Source organism: Streptomyces sp. NPDC056527 (assembly GCF_042794475.1).
Classification (GTDB): domain Bacteria; phylum Actinomycetota; class Actinomycetes; order Streptomycetales; family Streptomycetaceae; genus Streptomyces.
In genome coordinates this window covers 1-15074 of the sequence record NZ_JBHTTQ010000060.1, presented here as the reverse complement: position 1 = coordinate 15074, position 15074 = coordinate 1, and the positions used below count along the sequence as shown (strand labels likewise).

At 71.5% G+C, this 15074-nt stretch carries 11 protein-coding genes; 10 read left to right on the top strand and 1 reads right to left on the bottom strand.

Translation table 11 applies throughout. The features are described from left to right. The first annotated feature begins 345 nt into the window (after positions 1 to 345). The 4 genes from ACFQ7Q_RS25025 to ACFQ7Q_RS25010 all read left to right on the top strand — a co-directional run bounded on the left by ACFQ7Q_RS25025 (position 346) and on the right by ACFQ7Q_RS25010 (position 6796). Positions 346 to 945, top strand: a complete 600-nt coding sequence (locus tag ACFQ7Q_RS25025; RefSeq protein WP_383558900.1) for an RNA polymerase sigma factor — start codon at positions 346 to 348, stop codon at positions 943 to 945. Next, on the top strand, positions 942 to 1265 hold the full coding sequence (locus tag ACFQ7Q_RS25020) for a hypothetical protein (protein WP_383558898.1): 324 nt from the start codon (positions 942 to 944) through the stop codon (positions 1263 to 1265). Before ACFQ7Q_RS25025 ends, ACFQ7Q_RS25020 begins: the two co-directional genes overlap by 4 nt. A 177-nt stretch (positions 1266 to 1442) precedes the next feature. Continuing rightward, on the top strand, positions 1443 to 5351 hold the full coding sequence (locus ACFQ7Q_RS25015) for a Pls/PosA family non-ribosomal peptide synthetase (RefSeq protein WP_383558895.1): 3909 nt from the start codon (positions 1443 to 1445) through the stop codon (positions 5349 to 5351). A gap of 44 nt (positions 5352 to 5395) precedes the next feature. Further along, the gene (locus ACFQ7Q_RS25010) at positions 5396 to 6796 is read left to right on the top strand and encodes a M1 family metallopeptidase (RefSeq protein WP_383558893.1); all 1401 of its coding nucleotides are present in this window, start codon (positions 5396 to 5398) and stop codon (positions 6794 to 6796) included. Positions 6797 to 6852: 56 nt separating this feature from the next. On the opposite strand, the gene ACFQ7Q_RS25005 is transcribed toward ACFQ7Q_RS25010, so the two are convergent. Beyond that, on the bottom strand, positions 6853 to 8346 hold the full coding sequence (locus ACFQ7Q_RS25005; protein WP_383558892.1) for a long-chain fatty acid--CoA ligase: 1494 nt from the start codon (positions 8344 to 8346) through the stop codon (positions 6853 to 6855). Between the two features lie 210 nt (positions 8347 to 8556). Here ACFQ7Q_RS25005 and ACFQ7Q_RS25000 point away from each other — a divergent pair, with 210 nt between their 5' ends. The 6 genes from ACFQ7Q_RS25000 (at position 8557) to ACFQ7Q_RS24975 (ending at position 14974) form a co-directional block, all read left to right on the top strand. Then, complete coding sequence (locus ACFQ7Q_RS25000) at positions 8557 to 9582, top strand: AraC family transcriptional regulator (RefSeq protein WP_383558890.1); 1026 nt, start codon at positions 8557 to 8559, stop codon at positions 9580 to 9582. A gap of 309 nt (positions 9583 to 9891) precedes the next feature. Further along, positions 9892 to 10953 carry a 3-keto-5-aminohexanoate cleavage protein gene (locus ACFQ7Q_RS24995; protein ID WP_383558889.1) on the top strand — a complete coding sequence of 354 codons (1062 nt, stop codon included), beginning with the start codon at positions 9892 to 9894 and terminating at the stop codon, positions 10951 to 10953. Between the two features lie 54 nt (positions 10954 to 11007). Next, positions 11008 to 11982: a quinone oxidoreductase family protein gene (locus ACFQ7Q_RS24990; protein ID WP_383558887.1), complete on the top strand. Its 975-nt coding sequence runs from the start codon at positions 11008 to 11010 to the stop codon at positions 11980 to 11982. 38 nt (positions 11983 to 12020) lie between these two features. Continuing rightward, entirely contained in the window at positions 12021 to 12938 is a 918-nt protein-coding gene (locus ACFQ7Q_RS24985; protein WP_383558885.1) for a TauD/TfdA dioxygenase family protein, read from the top strand. A 144-nt stretch (positions 12939 to 13082) separates the two neighbouring features. Next, positions 13083 to 14369 carry an MFS transporter gene (locus tag ACFQ7Q_RS24980; RefSeq protein ID WP_383558883.1) on the top strand — a complete coding sequence of 429 codons (1287 nt, stop codon included), beginning with the start codon at positions 13083 to 13085 and terminating at the stop codon, positions 14367 to 14369. Continuing rightward, the gene (locus ACFQ7Q_RS24975; protein WP_383558882.1) at positions 14366 to 14974 is read left to right on the top strand and encodes an RBBP9/YdeN family alpha/beta hydrolase; all 609 of its coding nucleotides are present in this window, start codon (positions 14366 to 14368) and stop codon (positions 14972 to 14974) included. Before ACFQ7Q_RS24980 ends, ACFQ7Q_RS24975 begins: the two co-directional genes overlap by 4 nt. The last annotated feature ends 100 nt before the right edge of the window (positions 14975 to 15074 follow it).

Here is a 15074-nt window from a genome sequence, read left to right as displayed (position 1 = left end):
CTGGCAACCGGGAGCGTGGCATGGATGCGTGGTCGGCCGTGTAACCGGGAGAAGGCTTTTCCGTGACGTTCTCGCATACGGCGCGACCGCCGGCCGGGCGGCGGTGAACTTCTCCGACGGAGAAGAAAGTTCGGCCGGAGGTGAATCCTTTCCCGACCCCGCCGCCTCCTATCTGCGAACCGGCCGAACGCGCCGGCGGAACCGGGAGGAACCACCCATGTTGATCACTGGCATCGTCGTCGTCGGAGCCCTGCTCGTGGGGGCATGCAGCTGGCACCTGACGCGGCGTTACAGGAGCCGGGGTTGACCAGGCCCGCGAGCGCGGCATTCCGATATGAGTAGCTCATGAACCAACGCTTCCGCTGGCCGGACGAGCGGCTGATCAAGGCCGCTCAGAACGGCGACGTCACGTCGCTCATCACCGTCGTCATGGAATCGCAGCCGCATGTGCGCAAGTTCGCGGGATCGCTGTGCGCCTCGCCGCAGGACGCGGAGGACGCGACGCAGGAGGCGCTGATCATCCTCTACCGGAAGATCGGCACCCTGCGGGCCACCGGCGCGCTCGCCTCGTGGATGTTCCGGATCGTGCGCAACGAGTGCCTCCGGCAGGTACGGCTGCTCGTCTCGCGGAGTGACGAGGCGTCGCACGAGGCGGAGGCGTCCGCGGAACCGTCCGCCGAGGAGGCGGTGTTGCGCAGGCTGGAGGCGGAGCGGATCGCGGTCGCGGTCGGTGCCCTTCCGCGTGATCAGCGGCAGGTCCTGATCATGCGGGACATACAGGGGCTGCCGGGCGGGACCGTCGCCCATTCGCTCGGTCTGAGCAACGCCGCGATGAAGTCCCGGCTGCACCGAGCACGCGCAGCCCTGCGGGACTCCTTGGCAGCGAGCGAACGAACACCCGAGCACACCGTCGACCGATCCGTCGGAGGAGACCCACCACTGTGAACATCGTGAAGCCCGCGCAGGGAGCGAAGGCCCGGTCCACGGCGCCCGGGCCCGACTTCGCCAGCACGTCCGTCCCGCGCCACCTGGCGCGCGGCGCCATCGGGTTCGGGCTGATCATCGGCTCGATCGCCCTGGTGCCCGTCGTCGGCCCGGCCGCCCTGCTGGCGGCCCCGTTGGCCCTGATCGCCTTCCGCGGCTGCCCCACCTGCTGGATGGTCGGCCTGGCACAGACCGTCTCCCGCGGCCGGCTGGAGCGCCGGTGCGAGGACGGCGTCTGCACCCTCACCAAGGCGCACCCGGCGGGGGTCGACAGCCCCTGACGGCCCCGCGCCGACACTCCATTACCGCTCCTAACCGGCCATGCGCAAGCCATAGACGGGAGAATCCTTGCCGACGCATTAGACTGGCGGGCTGTTTGGCGCCGGATCGGAACAACCTGGGCAGACCCGGGCTCCGCCGGCGACCCGGACGGTGCCGGGAACGAGACGCGAGGTCCGATGGCAGCCACACCAGAGCGCGGTGACATCACTCTGCTCGACGAGGGGGGCACATGGGAGGAGGAGTCCGGCAAGTCCGCCCGGTTCTCCGCCGGACCAGCCGCCCCGGTGCGCACCCTCGTCGACGTCTTCGAGGCGTCCGTACGGGCCTACCCCGACGAGCTCGCCCTGGACGACGGCGACACCCGGCTGACCTACCGGGCGCTGGCCGCGGAGGTCGAGCGCCGACGGCGCGCCCTGGCGGCCGCCGGGGTGGGGCTCGGCGACCGGGTCGGCGTCCGCGTGCCCTCCGGGACCAACGAGCTGTACGTGGCCATCCTGGCCGTGCTCGCCGCGGGCGCCGCCTATGTACCGGTCGACGCCGAAGACCCGGACGAGCGGGCGGAGCTGGTCTTCGGCGAGGCGGGCGTGCGGGCCGTCCTCGGCGCGGGGCACCGGATCGACGTCACCGCGCGCGAGGGGGACCGCGCCCCCGCCACCCGCCCCGGTCCCGAGCACGACGCGTGGATCATCTTCACCTCCGGCTCCACGGGCAAGCCCAAGGGCGTCGCCGTCAGCCACCGCAGCGCGGCCGCGTTCGTGGACGCCGAGGCGGCGCTCTTCCTCGTCGAGGAGCCGATCGGACCCGGCGACCGGGTCATGGCAGGGCTCTCCGTCGCCTTCGACGCCTCCTGCGAGGAGATGTGGCTGGCCTGGCGCTACGGCGCCTGCCTCGTGCCCGTCCCCCGGTCCCAGGTGCGCAGCGGCGCCGACCTCGGCCCCTGGCTGGTGGAGCAGGAGATCACCGTGGTCTCCACCGTGCCGACCCTCGCCGCGCTCTGGGAGCCGGAGGCACTCGACGAGGTCCGGCTGCTGATCTTCGGCGGCGAGGCCTGCCCGCCCGAGCTGACCCAGCGTCTGGTCACGGAGGGCCGCGAGGTCTGGAACACGTACGGCCCCACCGAAGCCACCGTCGTCGCCTGCGCCTCCCTCCTGACCGGTGAGGAGCCCATCCGGATCGGTCTCCCGCTGAACGGCTGGGAACTGGCGGTGGTCGACGAGTCGGGGGAACCGGTGCCGATGGGCGGCAGCGGCCAGTTGGTGATCGGCGGCGTCGGACTCGCCCGCTACCTCGACCCCGAGAAGGACGCCGAGAGGTACGCGCCGCTGGAGTCGCTGGGCTGGGAGCGCGCCTACCGCAGCGGCGACCTGGTCCGCGCCGAGCCGGAGGGGCTGGTCTTCCTCGGCCGCGGGGACGAGCAGATCAAGCTCGGCGGCCGCCGTATCGAGCTGGGCGAGGTGGACGCCGCGCTGCAGGCCCTGCCCGGCGTCGCCGGCGCGGCCGCCGCCGTCCGTACCGCCCGCAGCGGCAACCAGTTGCTCGTCGGCTATCTCGTCACCCAGGAGGGCTGGGACCACGCGGCGGCGGTCGAGCGGCTGCGCGCCGAACTGCCCGCCGCCCTCGTGCCGCTGCTCGCGCCGGTCGACGAACTACCGACCCGTACCTCCGGCAAGGTGGACCGGGACGCGCTGCCCTGGCCCCTGCCCGATCTCGAGAGCACCGGCCCCGCCGAGCGGCTGTACGGCACGGAGGCATGGCTCGCCGAGCAGTGGAGCGAGACCCTCGGAGTGGCCGTCACCAGCGCCGCCGACGACTTCTTCGCGATCGGCGGCAGCAGCCTCGCCGCCGCCCGGCTCACCACCCGGCTGCGCACCCGCTATCCGAGCGCGGCCGTCGTCGACATCTATCAGCAGCCCACCCTGCGCAAGCTGGCCCGGCGTCTGGAGAGGTCCGTCCAGGACGACGGCGCCGTCCGGACCGTCACACCGGTTCCGCTCCGGACCGGGCTCGCCCAGAGCGTCCTGCTGCTCCCGCTCTTCACCGTGGTCGGGCTCCGCTGGACCGTGGCGCTCCTCGCCCTGGGCAACGTACTGCACTGGTTCGGGCCCTACCCGTGGGCGCCGACCGCCTCGTGGTGGCTCGTCGCGGTCGGAGCGGCGCTGCTCTTCAGCCCGCCCGGCCGGCTCGCGATCGCGGCGGGCGGCGCACGCCTGCTGCTGCGCGGGGTGAAGGCGGGACGCCATCCGCGCGGCGGAAGCGTCCATCTGCGGCTGTGGACGGCCGAGCGTCTTGCCGAGTGCGTCGGCGCGACCTCGCTCACCGGCTCCTGGCTGGAGCGCTACGCACGGGCACTCGGCGCCAAGGTCGGCCCCGACGTGGACCTCTACTCGCTGCCGCCGGTCACCGGCATGCTCAAGCTCGGGCGCGGCTGCGCCGTGGAGTCCGAGGTGGACCTCTCCGGATACTGGCTGGACGGCGACCGGCTGGAGATCGGCCCGGTCAAGGTCGGCGCGGGCGCGGTGGTCGGCACGCGCAGCCTGCTGTTCCCGGGGGCGCGGGTGGGCAAGCGGGCCGAGGTGGCGCCCGGCTCCGCCGTCGCGGGACAGATCCCGACCGGACAGCGCTGGGCGGGTGCGCCCGCGGGCAAGCTCGGCAAGGCCAAGCGGAACTGGCCCAAGCAGCGACCGGCGCGCGCGGTCCGCTGGCGGGCCATATACGGCGCGAGCGGCTTCTTCCTCTCGGCCCTGCCCGTGCTCGCCGCCCTGCCCGCCCTGCTGGTCGTGAGCCGCTTCGTGCCCGCCGACGCCGGGCTCGCCGGTGCGCTGCCGGGAGCGCTGCTCGCCGTGGTGCCCGGGGCGCTCGCCTACGGTTTCGCGTACGCGACGCTGGTGCTGGTCGCGGTACGGCTGCTCAGCCTCGGGCTGCGTACCGGGAGCCATCCGACGCACGGCCGGGTCGCCTGGCAGGCGTGGACGGTCACGCAACTGATGGATCTGGCGCGGGAGACGCTCTTCCCGCTCTACGCCGGGCTGATCACTCCGGTCTGGCTGCGGCTGCTCGGGATGAAGATCGGCCGGGGCGCGGAGGTGTCGACGGTGCTCGCGCTGCCGAGCCTGACCACCGTCGGCGAGGGCGCGTTCCTCGCCGACGACACCCTGACCGCTCCCTACGAGCTGGGCGGTGGCTGGGTGCGGATCGGGCACTCCGAGATCGGTCGCCGGGCGTTCCTCGGCAACTCCGGCATGACCGCGCCGGGCCGCACGGTCCCGGACGACGGCCTGGTCGGCGTGTTGTCCGCGACGCCGAAGAAGGCCAAGAAGGGCAGCTCGTACCTGGGTCTGCCGCCGGTCAGGCTGCCGCGGTCAGCGGCGGACGCCGACCGGAGCAGGACGTACGACCCGCCCGCTCACCTGCTGTGGGCACGTGGCCTGGTGGAGCTGTGCCGGCTCGTTCCGGTGTTCTGCTCGGCCGCTCTCGCGGTCCTGACCGTGGCGGCTCTCTGCGCCCTGGCCACGGCGACCGGTCTGGGGGTCTTGGGCACCGCGCTGCTGTCCGGGACGGTCCTCCTCGCCGCCGGGGCGGCCGCGTGCCTGGTCGCGGTGGCCGCCAAATGGGTGCTCGTGGGCCGGCACCGGACGGGCGAACACCCCCTCTGGTCGGGCTTCGTGTGGCGCAACGAGCTGGCCGACACCTTCGTCGAGGTGCTGGCCGTACCGTGGCTGATCGGCTCGGTGCCGGGAACTCCGCTGCTCGCCCTGTGGCTGCGTGGACTCGGAGCACGGATCGGCCGGGGTGTGTGGTGCGAGAGCTACTGGCTGCCCGAGACGGACCTGGTGGCGCTGGGCGACGCGGTCAGCGTGAACCGTGGCTGTGTCTTGCAGACACACCTCTTCCACGACCGGATCTTGAGGACGGATACTGTGGTCCTCCGCGAGGGCGCCACCCTGGGTCCGGGCGGAATCGTCCTGCCCGGCAGTACGGTCGGGGCCCGCTCCACGCTGGGTCCCGCCTCCCTCGTGATGGCCGGGGAATCCGTCCCCGACGACACCCGCTGGCTGGGCAATCCGATCGAGGCGTGGCGGGCCTGAACGGGCCGCACGAGCACAGCACAGGGCAGGGAGCGGAAGCGGCAGTGAGTGGCGAGCGGCGAGCGGCATCGGACCCGTACTTTCCTGACCACGGCGACTCCCGGTACCGCGTGCATCGGTACGAGCTCGCTCTGGAGTACCGTCCCGGCCCCAACCGGCTCGCCGGGACGGCGCGGCTCAGCGCGATCGCCGGACGGGCGGCGCTCTCCGAGTTCCACCTGAACCTGGCCGAGTTCAAGGTCGGCCGGATCCTCGTGGACGGCCGGGCGCCGCACTACGCCCACCGGGGCGGCAAGCTGCGCGTCCGGCCGGTCAAGCCGCTGCCCGCGGGCGCCGCGTTCACGGTGGAGGTGCACTACGCGGGCAACCCCAAGCCGGTCCGCAGCCCTTGGGGCGGGCTCGGCTGGGAGGAGCTGACCGACGGCGCGCTGGTGGCCAGCCAGCCCGTCGGCGCACCCTCCTGGTACCCCTGCAACGACCGGCCGGCCGACAAGGCCTCGTACCAGATCTCGGTCAACACGCCCTCCGCGTACACCGTGGTGGCGGGCGGCCGGCTGCTCACCCGTACGACCAAGGCCAGCACGACCACCTGGGTGTACGAGCAGTCCGCGCCGACCTCCAGCTACCTGGTCGGCCTCTCCATCGGCATGCACCAGACGGTGCTCCTCGGGGACCCGGGGCTCGGTGGTGTCACGCAGAGCGCCCATGTGCCGGCGCATCTCCTGCCGCGCTTCTCCCGCGACTTCGCCAGGCAGCCCGCGATGATGCAGCTGTTCGAGGAGCTCTTCGGGCCCTATCCGTTCGGCGAGTACGCGGTGGTCGTCGCCGACGAGGAGCTGGACGTCCCGGTGGAGGCCCAGGGACTCTCCCTCTTCGGCGCCAACCATGTCGACGGCGCGCGGGGTTCCGAGCGCCTCGTCGCCCATGAGCTCGCGCACCAGTGGTTCGGCAACAGCGTGACCATCGCCGACTGGCGGCACATCTGGCTGAACGAGGGCCTGGCCAAGTACGCCGAGTGGCTCTGGTCGGAGCGCTCGGGCGGCCGTACCGCGCACGAACTGGCGGCCGCCGCGCACCGCCTGCTCTCCACCCAGCCCCAGGACCTGAAGCTCGCCGACCCGGGGCGCAAGCTGATGTTCGACGACCGGCTGTACGAGCGCGGCGGTCTGACCGTGCATGCGGTCCGCTGCACCCTGGGCGACGGTGCCTTCTTCCGGATGCTGCGCGACTGGGCCACCGTGCATCGCCACGGCGTGGTGACCACAGCGGGCTTCACCGCCCATGTGACCCGGTACGCGGACGGGCCGGTGGACGAGCTGCTCACGGCCTGGCTGTACCAGCCGTCCCTCCCGCCCCTGCCCGCACCGCACGGCTCCCCTTCGATACCGCAGCGCCCCGCTTACCCGCCCACGAACGACGGGTCCGCGGGCAGAGCCTCCGCGTAGCGGCCCGGACGGACCGGGTGGGCCGGCGTCGCCGCCCACCCGCTCGCCCTGCCGCCTCACGAGGAGGGGACGACGATCTCGCGCTTGAGGATCTTCCCCGTGGGGCTCTTGGGAAGTTCGGCCAGGAAGGTGACGATCCGCGGATACTTGTACGCCGCCATCCGTTCCTTGACGTACTCGCGGATCTCCTCGGCCGTCACATCGGCGCCCTCGCGGCGGACGATCACCGCCGCGACCTCCTCGCCGTGCACGTCGTGCGGCACGCCGACCACCGCGACCTCGGCCACGGCGGGGTGCTCGTACAGGACTTCCTCGATCTCACGCGGGTACACGTTGTATCCGCCCCGGATGATCAGGTCCTTCTTGCGGTCGACGACGAAGTAGAACCCCTCCTCGTCGACGCGGGCCAGATCGCCGGTGTGGAACCATCCGTCACGTACCGCCTCCGCCGTCGCCTCCGGGCGGTTGACGTAGCCCTTCATCACGTTCTCGCCGCGGATCGCGATCTCGCCGATCTCGCCCGGGCCTGCCGCGGAGCCGTCCTCGGCGACGAGCTTCATCTCGACTCCGCGGATCGGCATCCCGATGGAGCCGGCCTTGCGTGGACGGTCCGGGTGGTTGAAGGCGGCCACCGGTGACGTCTCCGACAGCCCGTATCCCTCCAGCACCGTGGCCCCGAAGCGCTGCTCGAATCCGTGCAGCACCTCGACGGGAATCGCGGCACCGCCCGAGACGGCGAGGCGCAGCCGCGAGGCGTCGAAGCCGTCGGGGAGTTCGGCGTGGAGCAGCGCCGAGTACATCGTCGGCACGCCGAGGAACACGGTGACCCCGTCGCGGAGCATGACCTCCAGCGCCCGCTGGGGATCGAAGCGGGACAGCAGGGTCAACGTCGCCCCCGCGGCGATGGAGGTGTTGAGCGCACAGGTCTGCCCGAAGGCGTGGAACAGCGGCAGAGCGTCCAACAGGACGTCGTCCGGGCCGACCCGCAGCAGCGTCTCGGCGGTGGTGGCCGTGTTCGAGACCAGGTTGCCGTGGGTCAGCTCCGCCCCCTTGGGTGTGCCGGTGGTGCCCGAGGTGTGGAGGATCAGCGCGGGGTCCCCGGGCGCCCGGTCGACGATGCCGGAGAGCGGTTCGGCAGCGGTGAGCAGATCGTGGAAGGCCGCGGGTTCCGTCGCGAGGCAGTCGGCTCCCACCTCTACGGCGGCCTTCGCGACCTCCTCCGCGAACAGTGGGGAGGTCACCGTGATCCGGGCCCCGGAGTCGCGCAGGAGGTACGCCACCTCGCGGGCCTTGAGCAGGGGGTTCATCGGAACGACCACTCCCCCGGCCCGCAGGATCCCGTAGTAGACGACGGGGAACAGCGGCAGGTTCGGCATGGTCAGGGCCACGCGGTCGCCCGGCCGCACGCCGCGGTCGTGCAGCACCGTGGCGAACCTGGCGCTCGCGTCGTCCAGTTCGCCGTAGGTCAGGGCGGCGTCGTCGTGGCGCACGGCGAGCTGACCGCGACGGGCCGCCGCGGAGTTCACCAGAAACGCGGCGAGGTTGGTCATGCCGGCGGTCTCCTTCTGTTCGTCTCGGCCGTCGGCACGGTGCGGGCGACGGTCGTCTCCACTGATATCCGTCTCGGCGGCCACGTGCGCGCCGTCCTGTGCCGTTCGCCGGGGTCGCGTTGCGGAGATGCTAGGGCGGGCCTGCTCTCTATGCTTGACGTCAGGGGACGAGAAACTTAACTTCTGGGGACCGAACCCAGGAGCATGGTCATGAGGCCCCTTGTCCGCACGGCAGCGCTGAACGGCTACGTCGAGCTGAGCCGCTCCCTCGGAATCGATCCGCGTGCGCTGATGAAGCGGGTGGGTCTGGACACCGCGGACCTCGCCGTCCAGGACCGGTGGATCTCCGGCCCGGCCGCCGTCCACCTCCTGGAACTGTCCGCGGCCGCCTCGCACCACGACGACTTCGGCCTGCGCATGGCCGAGCTGCGCCGCTTCTCCAATCTCGGCCCCATCAGCCTGGTCGTCCGCGAAGAGCCCGACGTGCGCAGTGCGCTGGGAATGCTGCTGCGCCACGAGCACATGTACAACGAGCTCCTGCACACGCGACTGTCCGAGCGGAACGGCCTGGCCACCATCAAGGTGGACCTCCGGCTCGGTGAGACGGCGCCGGCCCGTCAGGCCACGGAACTGGTCGTGGGTGCCTTCACCCGCATCCTGCGGGGATTCCTCGACACGCGGTGGCAGCCGCTCTCGGTGTGGTTCGCCCACGGCGCTCCCGCGGACTCCGCCAAGCACCGCCGTATGTTCGGCACCGGGCTGGAGTTCGACCGCGAGTTCACCGGCATCGTCTTCTACGCCGACGACCTCGACGCCCCCAACGCCATGGCGGACCCGCAACTGCGGAACTACGCCCGGCAGTACTTCGACACCATCGGCGCCACGCCCAGGGACACCTCGGTGGCGGACCGGGTGCGCGAGCTCATCGAGGCGCTGCTGCCCACCGGCCGATGCTCCATCGAGCAGGTCGCCCGCAGCCTCGGCGTCGACCGACGCACCGTCCACCGGCATCTGACCCACTCGGGAGAGACGTTCTCGTCGCTGCTCAACGCCACCCGGGCGCGGCTCGCGGAGCAGTTCGTGGCCAGTCCCCGCCGTTCACTGACGGAGATCTCGGACCTCCTGGGCTTCTCGTCCCTGAGCGCGTTCTCCCGCTGGTTCCACCAGCAGTTCGGGTGCAGCCCGAGGGAGTGGCGCAAGGAGAAGGCCCGGCAGCAGGACCCGGGGCGCGGCTGACACCCGCGGCGCCGAGCACGGACGACGCACCGGTCACGGCTGTCCCCAAATGACAAGTCGCCCGTCACCGTAGGTCAAGCAGTCGTGTTCACGCGGCCCTACCTTGGCTGCACCGCCGACAGTGGTCGGCTGCCGGAGGCGGCCCGTTACCCCACAGCCCGTTCCGCTCCGGGAAAGCCGATCGCGCCCCGGGCCGTGCGCCCGACGTTCTCTCCCATCACCCGCACAGTGCCTGCCGTCCGCTGGCTCCGACTCGGCAGCCGCGGACGGCCGCGACGGGTGATCATCCGTACGCGAAGGAGAAGCATCATGCATTTCCACGACGACTCGCTCTTCCCCGAGAACCAGGAGAAGCTCGTCATCCAGGCGGCCCCCTACGGGCCCGAATGGCTGCCCGGCGACGCCGACGACCTGCCCCTGACCATGGACGAGCACGTCCAGGCGGCCGTCGACTGCCACAACGCCGGGGCCACGGTGCTCCACATCCACGTACGCGAGCTCGACGGCAAGGGCTCCAAGCGGATGTCCATGTTCAACGAGCTGATGGGCCGGCTGCGCGAGGCGGTCCCGGACATGGTCCTGCAGATCGGGGGCTCGATCTCCTTCGCCCCCGAGGGCGAGGGCGGCGACGCCAAGTGGCTCTCCTACGACACCCGGCACCTCCTGGCCGATGTCACTCCGGCGCCGGACCAGGTGACCATCGCGATCAACACCAGCCAGATGAACATCGTCGACATCATGACCGCCGACGATCTGGAGGGCACCTCGATCGCGAAGCCGGAGTACTACCGGGCCTACCGGGACATGGTCGTCGAGGCCGGTCCCGAGTTCTACCTGGAACACCTCGAGCGACTGCACGCGAGCGGGATACAGCCGCACTTCCAACTCGCCACCATGGCCCAGCTGGAGACCGTCGAGCGGCTCATCCGCTCCGGCGTCCACACCGGCCCGCTGGTCCTCAACTATGTCGCGATCGGCGGCGGTTTCGCCGGGCGGCACCCCTCCGACCTGATCGAGTTCATCCGCCGCGTGCCGGACGGGGCGGTCCTCACCATCGAGAGCTCCATGCGCGCCGTGGCGCCGATGAACGCGATCGCCATCGCCCTCGGCGTGCACGTCCGGGTGGGCAACGAGGACAACCTCTGGCGGCGCAAGGGGGAGCGGATGTCCTCCGTCGAGCAGGTCGAGCAGATGGTCCGGATCGCCAACGTCCTGGGACGGGACATCGCGACCGGAGCCGAGGCCAAGAGGCTCTACAAGATCGGCGAGTACTACGCCGATGCCGACGAGACCCTCGACCGTCTCGGCATGGTCCCGAACCGCCGGCCGGGGCAGCGCGGCTTCATGCTCCGTGACCTCGACGAGCGCTGACCCGTCCTTCCGCCCCATTCGCAAGCCCGCACGTTCGAGTGATCGGAGCAACCCGTGGCCCACGCCGTCCGCTTCCACGAAACCGGTGGACCCGATGTCCTGACCTGGGAGCAGGTCGCCGTCGGCGACCCCGGTCCGGGTGAGGTGCGCATCCGGCACCTCGCCGTCGGTCTCAACTTCGCCGACACGTACTTCCGTACGGGTCTCTACCCGGTCCGGCTGCCCGACGGCATCGGCGTCGAGGGCTCAGGGGTGGTCGAGGCCGTCGGCGAGGGCGTCACCCATGTCGCCGAAGGCGATCGTGTCACCTACACCGGCAGCCCGCTGGGGGCGTACAGCACGGAGCGGGTCATGCCCGCCTCTCATCTGATCAAGCTGCCGGACGAGATCGGCTTCGAGACCGCCGCGGCCATGACCATGCGCGGCCTGACCTCGGCGTATCTGCTCCGCCGGATCCACCCGCTGCGGGCCGGTGACACCGTGCTGCTCCACGCGGCTGCCGGCGGCGTGGGTCTGATCGTCAGTCAGTGGGCGAAGCTCCTCGGAGTCACCGTGATCGGAACGGTGTCCAGCGAGGAGAAGGCGGAGATCGCCCGCGCGCACGGCTGTGCGCACGTCATCCGGTACCGGCGCGAGAACGTGGCCGACCGGGTGCGCGAGCTGACCGACGGCGCCGGAGTGCCGGTCGTCCTCGACAGCGTCGGCAAGGACACCTTCGCCGGCTCGCTGGCGTCCCTGTCGCGTCGTGGACTGCTGGTCTGCTTCGGTACGGCCTCCGGCCCGGTACCACCGATCGATGCCATGCAACTCGCCCTGAAGGGTTCGCTGTTCGTCACCCGTCCGGCGCTGGCCGACTACATCGCCGAACCGGCGGAGCGGGACGCCCTGGCGGGTGAACTGTTCGGTCACGTCGCCTCCGGACGCATCGCGATCGAGATCAATCAGCGCTACTCCCTCGAGGACTCCGCACAGGCGCATCGCGACCTGGAAGCCGGACGGACCACGGGGTCCTCCGTCTTCGCCCTCTGAGGCCGCCCCCACCCCACCCCACCCCAGGAGTGAGCATCATGCCCGAGACCATCCGACCGAAGGAACACACCCCGGCCCTGGTGCGCCCGGACGTGCTCCGCACTTCTCTCACCGTCGAGCCGCTGACCTGCAGCATCGGCGCCGAGCTCGCCGGAGTGAGCCTCGCCGACGCGGCTCGCGACGACGACCTCTTCGCCGAGATCAAGAGCCTGCTGCTGCGGTACAAGGTGCTGTTCCTGCGCGACCAGGACATCACGCGCGCCGACCACGTCGCCTTCGCGGAACGCTTCGGGCCGCTGGAGGAGCACCCGGTGGCCGGCAGCGACCCGGACCACCCGGGCCTGGTCCGTATCTACAAGGACCTGGACAGCGCGCCCGAGCACTACGAGAACGCTCTCCACACCGACGGCACCTGGCGCGAGAACCCGTCCATGGGAGCCGTACTGCGTTGCGTCGAGTCGCCCCCCGTGGGCGGCGACACGATCTGGGTCGACATGGTCGAGGCCCACCGCCGCCTCCCGGAGCACGTCAGGGCGCAGATCCGGGACCTGCGCGCCCGGCACAGCATCGAGGCGACCTTCGGCGCGGTTCTGCCCGCGGAGCGGCGTCACGCACTGGCCGCGCGGTTCCCGGACGCGGAGCACCCGGTCGTGCGCACCCACCCCGAGACCGGCGAGAGCATCCTCTTCGTCAACGCCTTCACGACCCACTTCGTCAACTACCACACGCCCGAGAACGTCCGCTTCGGCCAGGACTTCGCGCCCGGCACCGGCAACCTGCTGAACTACCTGATCAGCCAGGCCGCGGTGCCCGAGTACCAGGTCCGCTGGCGCTGGCGGAGGAACAGTGTGGCCATCTGGGACAACCGCTCCACCCAGCACTACGCCGTCCAGGACTACTGGCCCGCCGTCCGCAGGATGGAGCGCGCCGGGATCGTCGGCGACAGGCCCTTCTGACTCTTCCGCCCGGCCGCGCCTGCCGGCCTTCCGACCCTGCCCTTCCCGTCAACAGCAGTCGAGGTGATGACAATGGGGTTTCTCACCACTGCGGCACCCGCCCCGGAGAGATCCGGTACCGGATCCCGCTCCCCGGTATGGCCCGTGTCCCGGAGCTACGCCTGGGTGGTCTTCTCACTGAGTTTCGGTCTCCTGCTCTCGGACTACATGTCCCGGCAGGTACTCAACGCCGTCTTCCCGATGCTGAAGGCCGACTGGTTGCTCTCGGACGCCCGACTGGGCTCCCTCAGCGGCATCGTGGCGCTGATGGTCGGTCTGCTCACCTTCCCCCTGTCGCTGCTGGCCGACCGGTGGGGCAGGGTGAGGACCCTCGTCGTCGCGGCGACGATGTGGAGCCTGGCGACCCTGGGCTGTGCGGTGGCGGCGAGCTACGGCCAGATGCTCGTCGGAAGGCTCTTCGTCGGCATCGGTGAAGCCGCCTACGGCAGCGTGGGCATCGCCGTGGTGCTCAGCGTCTTCCCGCGTACCTTGCGGGCGACGCTCTCCGGGGCCTTCATCGCCGGCGGGGCGTTCGGCTCGGTCCTCGGCATCTCCATAGGCGGCGCCGTGGCCGAGGCGTACGGCTGGCGCTGGGCGTTCGGTGTGATGGGCGTCTTCGGCCTGGTGCTCGCCGGCGTCTACGCCGTCGTGGTCACGGAGAGGAGGCTGGCCCCCGGGGCGCGGCCGACGGAGGACGAAGCGGCCGGTACCGGCACGACCGCCCGGCTCCGGGTGCTGCTGCCGCGGCTGTTCTCCTCCGTCTCCGTGGTCAGCGCCTACATCGGCAGCGGTCTGCAGCTCTTCATCGCGGGCGCACTGATCGCCTGGCTGCCCAGTTACCTCAACCGCTACTACGAGATGCCGACCGCGAAGGCCGGCGCGACCGCGGCGCTCTTCGCGCTGGTGATCGGGGTCGGCATGATCGCCGGCGGCTTCGCCTCTGACCGGCTCAGCCGGCGCGACCCGATCCGCAAGTGGTCCGTCGCCATCTGCTGCAGCGTGGGCTCCCTCGTGCTGCTGACGGCCGCGTTCCGTCTGCCCGCCGGCCCGGCGCAGCTGGTGGTGCTGGCCCTGGGATGCCTGCTCTGCGCCGGTACGGCCGGGCCCGGAGCGGCCATGGTGGCGAATCTGACCCCCGCGGCCATCGCCGCGACGGCGTTCGCCACGCTCACTCTCGCCCAGAGCCTCCTCGGGCTGGCCCCGGGCCCCGCGGTCACGGGAATGCTCGCGGACCGGATCGGTCTGCTCGGCGCGCTCCGGTTGGTCCCGCTCATGGCGATCGCGGCCACCGCGGCCTTCCTGATCGGGCGCCGACGGTACGAACGCGATCTCCGACGCCTCACCCCGCCCACCTCGACGCCGGAGCCCGGAGAACAGGAGCCGTCCTCATGACACGAACCACCGTGCCGGCCATCGTCATCGTCCCCGGCTTGCGGGAACACGTCGAGAACCACTGGCAGACCGTTCTGGGCGAGCGGCTCGACGACGCGGGCCGCACCGTCCACATCGTTCCCCCGCTGCTCCACGACCGGCTCAGCCGCGTCTCCCACGTCGCCAACCTGGTCGAGGTGATGGCGGGGATCACCGGGCCCGTGATCATCGTCGCCCACAGCGCCGGCGTCATGACCACGGTCCACTGGGCCCAGTGGCATGCCGCGGACGTCCGGGGCGCCCTGCTGGCGGCGCCCCCGGACTTCCGAACGCCCCTGCCGGACGGCTACCCCACCCCCGCCGAGCTGGAGACGCACGGCTGGACACCGGTGCCCCGGCGACGGCTGCCGTTCCCCAGCATCGTCGCGGCCGGTTCGAACGACCCCCTGGGATCACGGGGAAACGCCGCCGAACTCGCGCGCGACTGGGGCAGCCGCCTGGTCGAACTCGGCCCGGTCGGGCACCTCAACCCCACCTCCGGGCACGGACCGTGGCCCCGGGCCGAGGAACTCGTCGAGGCGCTCGAACACGGCCGGCACGGTACGGCTCCGCGGCCCGTGCCGTAGTCCGCCGCACACTCGCCCACGCGTGCCTCCCACGGCGGACGGGGCGCCGGCCGGCGTCCGGGGCGCGGATCGGGCGGCGGTGGCCGTACCGGCCACCGCC

Excerpts from the sequence above, each read along its gene's own strand:
- ACFQ7Q_RS24985 (WP_383558885.1), top strand. The coding sequence starts at position 12,021 with ATGCCCGAGACCATCCGACCGAAGGAACACACCCCGGCCCTGGTGCGC.
- ACFQ7Q_RS24995 (WP_383558889.1), top strand. The coding sequence starts at position 9,892 with ATGCATTTCCACGACGACTCGCTCTTCCCCGAGAACCAGGAGAAGCTC.
- ACFQ7Q_RS24975 (WP_383558882.1), top strand. The coding sequence starts at position 14,366 with ATGACACGAACCACCGTGCCGGCCATCGTCATCGTCCCCGGCTTGCGG.
- ACFQ7Q_RS25000 (WP_383558890.1), top strand. The coding sequence starts at position 8,557 with ATGAGGCCCCTTGTCCGCACGGCAGCGCTGAACGGCTACGTCGAGCTG.
- ACFQ7Q_RS25005 (WP_383558892.1), bottom strand. The coding sequence starts at position 8,346 with ATGACCAACCTCGCCGCGTTTCTGGTGAACTCCGCGGCGGCCCGTCGC.
- ACFQ7Q_RS25025 (WP_383558900.1), top strand. The coding sequence starts at position 346 with ATGAACCAACGCTTCCGCTGGCCGGACGAGCGGCTGATCAAGGCCGCT.
- ACFQ7Q_RS25015 (WP_383558895.1), top strand. The coding sequence starts at position 1,443 with ATGGCAGCCACACCAGAGCGCGGTGACATCACTCTGCTCGACGAGGGG.